Here is a 7,470-nt window from a genome sequence, read left to right on the forward strand (position 1 = left end):
CGAGGTGGCCGTGCCGAGTCCGACCACTACGACGGACGCCGCCCACTATCGGGTCAACGTCGCGCCGGAGTGATGCGAGGCAAATTTCGTTCAGCTCCTTTTGAACCCGCCGGCCGACGACCACGTCGTGGTGGTCATGACTAATGCCGCCTCCGAGATGTGCCGCCTTGTGGTCCACGGACCACAGCGGCAACTGGAGGTCGCCGTACCAGCTGATGTGCCGGTTGCCGACCTGCTGCCCGTCCTGCTGAGCCATCTCGGAGACGGGTTGGCAGACGCGGGGCTGGCCCACGGGGGCTGGGTGCTGCAACGGCTGGGCGAACCGCCCCTGGCCGAGGAGAGCAGCGTCGCGTCCCTCGGCCTGAACGATGGCGAGCAGGTCTACCTACGCCCCCGCTCCGACCAGATTCCACCGGTGCACTTCGACGACCTTGCCGACGGTCTCGCTACCGGAGTGCGCAACCGCTCCGGCCTCTGGCGCCCGGAGATGATCCGCTGGTCCGCGCTGAGCGTGCTGGTGCTGCTCCTCCTGCTCGGACTCGTTGTCGTGGCGCTACCCGGCCCGCCGCTTGCCCGGGCGTTCGCCGCCAGCCTGATCGCGCTGATCTGCCTGGGCGGTGCGTTCAGCTGCACCCGGGCCGCAGGCGACCGCGGCTTCGGGCTGGTCGCCGCGCTGGGTGGGATCGCGTACGCGTTCCTGGCGGGCCTGATCGCACCGGACGCCGTACAGGATGACGCGGCGCTCAGATTCGGCTCAGCGCACCTCTTCGCCGGCACGGTCGCCGGTGGCGTGGTCGCGCTGCTCGCCGGGCTCCTCCTCGGCTGGGCCGGCCCGCTCGTCGTCGGAGTATTCAGCGCTGCTCTGTACGGGGCCGTCGGCGCCGGACTGGCCGCGTTCCTCAACCTGCCCACGGGCAGCGCGGCCGCGGTCGTCGTGGTGCTTGCGACCGTGCTCACCGTGCCGATTCCGCTGATCGCGTTCCGGCTCGCCAAGATCCGGCTCGCCCCGCTGCCCACCGAGCCGGAACATCTGCAGGAGGAGATCGACCCGGAACCGAGCGACGTGCTGCTCGTGCAGACAGCCCACGCCGACCGGTTCATGACCGGCCTGCACCTGGGAAACGGGTTCGCCACCGCAATCGCGATGCTCCTGTTGGTACTCAGCGACGGGTGGGCGGCGTGGACGCTCGCCGGGCTGGTCGCACTGGTCCGGCTGCTGGCGTTGCGCCCGATGACCAGCGCTTGGCACCGGCTGGCGTCAGCCGTGCCCGCCGTGCTCGGCCTGGCGTTGCTGGCGCTGTGCACGCTCGCCGACGCAGCACCACTGTCGAGGCTCGCGGTAGCGGCCGGCTTCCTACCGATCGCCGGGCTGGCACTGTTCGCCCTCGGCAGCAAGCTACCGAACCGCCGGATCATGCCGTACTGGGGCCGGATCGGCGATATCGCGCAGCTGCTCAGCACCGTTGCCACGCTGCCCATCCTGCTCGCCTTGCTGGGTGCGTACGGCGCAGCCCGCGCGCTGGCGGGCTGAGCCGTGCAGGCCCGTCGTGATCAGGTCCAGGCGCAGTCCTATGTGCTCGGACGGTTGTCTGGTGCGCTGGTGGCGGCTGAGCCGGACGGATTGGAGAGCCCACACCGGCGGACAACAGTCGGAACGATCTGCGGCCTGCTGGTCTCGGCCCTGGTCATCGTCGGGTTCGCCGTCTACGGCTACTTCGTTCCCGGTGGGGCCACGAGGTGGCGGACCCCCGGTGTCCTGGTCCTGGAGAAGGAGACCGGCACCCGTTACGTCTACGCCGGCGGGGCATTGCATCCGGTGCTCAACCACGCGTCGACCCGGTTGCTCTTCGGCGGGGAGCCTGGGGTCGTCTCGGTCTCCCGCAACTCGTTGAAGGGGGTGCCGCATGGCCAGCCGTTGGGCATCGTCGGCGCTCCGGACGCCCTGCCGGCCCCCGGTAAAGTAGGGGATCAGGTCTGGACGGTCTGCGCGCTCGCCCTACGGGACCAGGCCGGTGCCCTGTCCACCGGAACCACACTCACCGTGGACGGGCCGGCGGGGGCCGGGGATGCCCCGCTCGGCCCCGGTGAGGCGGCCGTGGCCACCGCGGGTGGGGATACGTTTCTGATCTGGCAGGGCCGCCGGCTGCGGGTCACGCAGCCGTGGCTGGCGCGGCTGTTCGGCTACGACAAGCGTGCGGTACAGGTCGAGCCGAGCTGGCTGGACCTGGTGCCGGTCGGACCGGACCTGACACCGGTGCCGGTCGCCGGGCGAGGCTCGCCGGGGCCGATGATCGATGGGCGGCAGTCGCGGATCGGTGAGCTCTTCGTAGCCCGCGGCTCCGGCTCACAGGAGCGCCGCTACCTGCTGTTGAGCGACGGCCTGGCGGAGCTGAACGAGGTCGCGTACACGATCGTCGCCGCCGATGAGGAGACGACGAAGCTGTACGGGGGTCGGGCGGTGACCCCGTCGGAGCTGAGCCCCGCGGCGTTGGCCCGGCTGTCGGTCTCCCACCGCGCGGTGCTGCCGGCCGGAGTGCCCGAGTCTCCGCCACGGTTGCCGCCGCTGCCGACGGACGGCACCTGGTGTGTCCGGCACACGATGGCCGACGGCGGGGTCGAGGTGACCGCCGGTCAGCCGGCCCCCGTCTCGGCCGCGGTCTCCGACAGCGCCGGCGTGACCCGTACGTCGCTGACCGCCGCCCGGATCAGCGTCCAGTCGGGGGTCGGCGGGCTGGTGCTGGCCGGCCGGCAGGACCAGGCGGTTGGCTCCGGCTTCTACCTGGTTACCGATGTCGGAGTGAAGTATCCGCTGGCCTCCGCCCAGGTGGCTGCGCAGCTCGGATACCCCGCGACCGGAGCGCGACCGGTGCCACGCCGGCTGCTGGAGCTGTTGCCGACCGGACCGCTGCTCGAGTCGGTTCACCAGGGGCGGTGAGTTGCACTCCGGAAATGCTATTGGTGGCCGGCCGAAGATGCCTTTCATCGTCTTCTCCCCGATTGGGTGCGGGTCGGTAACCCAAAGGTTGGGCGGTTCCGACGGAGCCGTTCCTTACACAAACAGGAAAGGAAGGAACCAGAGTGACGCAGCCTGGAATTAGTGTAGATGACTCCACCCGGGAGGCCTTGGGTAACGCCCTGGCCGAAATGGGTAGTGCCCTGATGACCGCGAGGAACGCCATCGAGAACGCAAAGTCCGATCTCGCGGGTGACTACACCGGTCAGTCCGCCATCGTGTACAACAACGGGCTGACCACGTTGAACGACGCGACCACTTCCCTGGAGAACGCGCGGAGCGAGATCGAACAGAAGGTTGCTTTCACCGGAAAGATCTCCAGCTCTGCTGAGGAATCGAACTTCAGCGCCGCTCAGGTGGTGGCTGCCGGTCTGGCGGGCGGCGCCAGCTGGACCTGATGTGAGCGCAATGTCGGCCACCGCTGGCAAATCCCAACAGTGTTGACGAGAAGGGCACAAGGATGAGTTACACCGGTACTCCCGAACGGATGGAGGCTACTGCGGACCAGATTGCACGGGTCCCGCAGAACCTCGAGGAGGCCTACGCTTCCTTGCAGCGCGCGGTGTCGATCTATCAGTCGGCAAACAACGGTGCGACGGTCGAGGCCTACGAAGCCGCGCAGCTCCAGTGGGGCAACAATCACGGCCGGATCCGTGAAGCCGGCGTCCAGGCGAGCAACGCCCTCCGACAGATCGCGGAAACCATGCGGACCGCCGACCGGCAGGGCGCAAGCCAGTTCTGAAGTGTCTCCGGAGGGGTGGTCCGGGCATTGTTCGGTGCCGCCCCTCCGGGCCTTGGGTCGGAGCATGTCTTCTCTGGCGTGTTTCGTTGCTTAGTTCATAGAAGGAGTTTCACATGCCTCCCACTATCCGCCACGATGAGCAGAGGCTCGAGACGGCACGAAGCAGGATCAACCTCCTGCGCAGCCAGATTAATTCTGTTCGATCAGGCTACAACCCGGCCGACGTCGGTCATCCGCACGGGTTTCCGTTTAACAACCTGACCGTCGCTGCCGGTGGAGAGGCATTTCCGAGCGGCGTGAATTTCAAGGCAAAGCTGCGGGAAAACGGCAACGCCGTCGACAAGGTTCTCTCGACTCACGAGGTTCGTCTGGCGGGCGTCAGTCGGGCCCTGACCGTCAACCTGCGGATTGGTGAGGAGACCGAGTTCAATAACCTCAACACTGCGAACACGGTAGGCCTTCCCAACACAACCACGAACACGAACACAACGACCAACACCAATACCACGAACGCCAGTACGAACACCAGCAAGGCGAGCTGACTCGATCTTTGGCATTCTGCTGAACCTGCGGTTCCGCAGAAGCCCGGCACGCCGTACGCACCGTCCCGTGGCGCGAGCCGCACCGAACGGGTCCGCCCATCTTCGATCTTGTGGTGATTTAGGAGTATCGATGACGCAGCCGACGCCGGCCGTGGGCCTGGACAGTCTCAAGTGGGAAGACGGGCTGCTGCAGGTCTTGGGAATGCCGGCGACTGACCGCACCAAATTCTTCAACCCCCCCTGGATCAGCTTGATCAGCCATGAGATCAAAATCCGGGAAGGTGCACCCGATCTGGGGGACAACGATCACTCGCTGAAGAGTAACGAGCTCTACCTGTTTCGAAGGTTGGGGACTTCGGGTGGGCCTATCCTGGACTACTGGTACCTGACCATCAGGGCGCGGGTCGACTGGTTCACCGGTGGGGAGGGCGAATCTCCGCACGACCACTTCTACAAAGAGTTTTGGAATCGTTCTCGGGATACCCTGTTTACGCCCACTTCCCCGTTGCCGTTGGATCCGCAGTCGTTTCATACCGCGGCGGAAAGCATGTACAACGCGGAGGTTTGGCTGAATCATGCAGTTGCGGAGCTGCAGAAGGAAGTAAACGATCTGGCGGGTGGTCAGTCGGGGTTGTCGGGGGCGGCGGCAACTGCGTACCGTCAGTCATTGGAGAATTTGCGGAACGAGATGCAGGTTCTCCGCGATGATCTTCAGTCGAGCAGGAACTGGACGGAGATGCTGCATGGCAACGGACATGCGGCGGAGGCGTTCTGGACTGGTACCCGGAACCTCTGGACGGCATGGTCGGGCTTCTGGAGTCATCAGCCGAACGAGATGATCTCTCGGATGCTGGATCAGCTCCGGGCTCAGGCGGGCAATGGTGCCGAGAACGCGATATTTAACCTGGACCTTGGGGACGGGGTTGCCAGACCGTACAACTTTGCCTTCGCTAGTGAGTTCACCCGGCTCAATGATGATCTGCATGCGATCTTTAAGCAGGGTCTCGATTATCTGGATCAACAGATGCGTGAAATCTACGCAGCGCTTCGCGACAGCCTCGACGAGACTGTCGCGAACATGTTGACCCCGGCTCAGTTGCCGAACACCGGCTCCGGCGCTGGTGGTCCGGATATCAAGGGTGGCGCTGGTGGTCCGGATATCAAGGGTGGCGCTGGTGGTCCGGATATCAAGGGTGGCGCTGGTGGTCCGGATATCAAGGGTGGCGCTGGTGGTCCGGATATCAAGGGTGGCGCTGGTGGTCCGGATATCAAGGGTGGCGCTGGTGGTCCTGATATCAAGGGTGGCGCCGATGGCCCTGATATCAAGGGTGGCGCCGATGGCCCCGATATCAAGGGTGGCACCGGCGGTCCCGGTACTGGCGGAGGCCCGGACCTCGGTGATCTGCCGCCGCCGAGAGGACTCGAGTCCAATATCCCGGATCTCGGTAAGCCCGGGACTGGTTCGGGTACGGGAACGCCTGGGTTGGGTTCGCCGGGTGGTCTCACTGGTGGTGATCTGGGGTTGGGTGATCTGCCCGGTGCGACTCCCGGCTCCGGTCTCGGCGCGGTGGGCGGATCCACTGGTGGACTGGGTGCACTGCCGCCTGGAGGGTTCGCCGGTGGCGGGTTGGGTTCCGTTGGGTCACCGACGGGTGGCAGCGGACGTCCGTCGACGAGTGACGACAAGCCTGGCTCTGGTGTGATTGGCGGCCCTGCCGGCGATTTCGAGGAGGGGCCCACCACGATCGACACGGATGACCTGCCGGGTGGGAAGCCGCTGCCGGGGATGTTCGGCGGCACGGGCGGTGAGATCGGCGGTGACCGTTTCGGTGGGCTGCCAGGCGAGCACGCGACCGCGGGTGCGGCGACGGGTGGGATGCAGGTCGGTCCACTCGGGCCCGCACCGCTGGCGACGCCGGGGCCTGGTGCTGGTAGCGCCGCGAGCCTGGCTAGCGGAAGTCCGTACGGCGTCGGGTCGCCGATGGGTCCCATGGGCCCGATGGGTCCCATGGGCGGCGGCGGGATGGGCGGCGGCGGTGAGGAGAAGGACCGCGAGCGGAAGACCTGGTTGGCCGAGGAGGAAGAGGTCTGGGGCACCGAACCAGATGTGCTCGTCGGTGTGATCGGCCGAGACGACGACTTCGACGGACCCGGCGTGGATTCCACTCGACCCGTCGTCCCGCAGACGCCCGGGACGCCGTACGCACCAGCGCGCGGCACAGGCCGGCAAAGCCGTGGTTATTGAACTGAAGGGAGCTCTTGTGTCCAGTCCGTTGAACAACCGGTTCGAGCAGGCGTACGCCGAGTTCGAGGAGCAGAAGACCGCCATCGCCGAATTCGAGCGGCGGCTGGCGGAGAAGGCATCGACGTTGACCGCCAAGAACCGGGCGGTCAGCGTCACTGTCGACGGTCAGGGCGACGTCGTTGAGATCAACTTCCCGACCGTGGCCTACCGGAAGATGGCCCCCGCCGAACTGGGCGCTCTCCTGGTGGAGACCATCGATGCGGCACGGACGCAGGCACGCGCAGGTACGACGGAGCTGCTGCAGACGTTTCTGCCCGGTGGTATGCCCGCCTTCGACCTGTTGAACAGCTCCGTCGAATTCGACGAGATCATGTCCGAGGCGCTGCGCACCGCCGACCGCATGTTCTCGAACATGCCGTCGAGTAGCACGCGACGAGAGGAGTCGTAATGCCCAAGGTCGGCGCGGACGCCGATTTGGTCAGGAGCGCGGAGCTGCACGCCTCCAGGTCCAGAGTCGAGCAGGCTAACACGAAATTGGAAAATGCCCTCCGGACGAACTGGCCTCCCGGTGAACAGCACTGCAGCATGGACCGCGAGGTTGTCAAAGAAATGGAGAGGCCTATCGCGTTGCTGCGCATCCTCGTGAACGCCTTCGGTTCGCTGTCGGTTGAAGACCGCAAAAGCGTCGACAACCTGCAGAAGGTTCTTCGGGACGCAGATGACATGACCGAGAAGCTTGCTAGGAGTGTCGACCTCAAAAACGTCCCGCATCGGACATAAACGACTAACTATTCAATGAGCGATGGGGCTGCGCCGCCAGGTGGCGTAGCCCCATCGCCGCAGGGTGAGGATTGACGCGGTGCCTGCTTTTCAGAGTTCTGAGGATCTGGCGGAGTTCTTCAAGTGGTTTTATGGTGAGGAGCTTCCG

General features: G+C 65.7%; 8 protein-coding genes. 7 read left to right on the forward strand and 1 reads right to left on the reverse strand.

Annotated features, from left to right (window positions below):
- Positions 1–136: 136 nt before the first annotated feature.
- From eccD to V6U86_RS14875, 5 genes are all read left to right on the forward strand, one after another.
- Positions 137–1,531, forward strand: coding sequence for a type VII secretion integral membrane protein EccD (gene eccD / locus V6U86_RS14855; protein WP_334503365.1), 1,395 nt, complete (start codon positions 137–139; stop codon positions 1,529–1,531).
- A 3-nt stretch (positions 1,532–1,534) separates the two neighbouring features.
- Positions 1,535–2,935: a type VII secretion protein EccB gene (gene eccB, locus V6U86_RS14860; protein ID WP_334503367.1), complete on the forward strand. Its 1,401-nt coding sequence runs from the start codon at positions 1,535–1,537 to the stop codon at positions 2,933–2,935.
- Between the two features lie 143 nt (positions 2,936–3,078).
- Entirely contained in the window at positions 3,079–3,411 is a 333-nt protein-coding gene (locus V6U86_RS14865) for a hypothetical protein (protein ID WP_334503369.1), read from the forward strand.
- A gap of 62 nt (positions 3,412–3,473) precedes the next feature.
- Positions 3,474–3,755: a WXG100 family type VII secretion target gene (locus tag V6U86_RS14870; protein ID WP_334503371.1), complete on the forward strand. Its 282-nt coding sequence runs from the start codon at positions 3,474–3,476 to the stop codon at positions 3,753–3,755.
- A gap of 113 nt (positions 3,756–3,868) precedes the next feature.
- On the forward strand, positions 3,869–4,297 hold the full coding sequence (locus tag V6U86_RS14875) for a hypothetical protein (RefSeq protein ID WP_334503373.1): 429 nt from the start codon (positions 3,869–3,871) through the stop codon (positions 4,295–4,297).
- Positions 4,298–4,961: 664 nt separating this feature from the next.
- On the opposite strand, the gene V6U86_RS33390 is transcribed toward V6U86_RS14875, so the two are convergent.
- Positions 4,962–5,828: a DUF6470 family protein gene (locus V6U86_RS33390; RefSeq protein ID WP_442934943.1), complete on the reverse strand. Its 867-nt coding sequence runs from the start codon at positions 5,826–5,828 to the stop codon at positions 4,962–4,964.
- Positions 5,829–6,558: 730 nt separating this feature from the next.
- Here V6U86_RS33390 and V6U86_RS14885 point away from each other — a divergent pair.
- Both V6U86_RS14885 and V6U86_RS14890 read left to right on the forward strand, forming a co-directional pair.
- Positions 6,559–6,990, forward strand: coding sequence for a YbaB/EbfC family nucleoid-associated protein (locus tag V6U86_RS14885; RefSeq protein ID WP_334503378.1), 432 nt, complete (start codon positions 6,559–6,561; stop codon positions 6,988–6,990).
- Positions 6,990–7,322 carry a hypothetical protein gene (locus V6U86_RS14890; RefSeq protein WP_334503380.1) on the forward strand — a complete coding sequence of 111 codons (333 nt, stop codon included), beginning with the start codon at positions 6,990–6,992 and terminating at the stop codon, positions 7,320–7,322. The genes V6U86_RS14885 and V6U86_RS14890 overlap by 1 nt, the downstream gene beginning before the upstream one ends.
- Positions 7,323–7,470: the final 148 nt, after the last annotated feature.

The sequence above is a fragment of the Micromonospora sp. CPCC 205558 genome (assembly GCF_036902955.1).
Lineage (GTDB): Bacteria > Actinomycetota > Actinomycetes > Mycobacteriales > Micromonosporaceae > Micromonospora.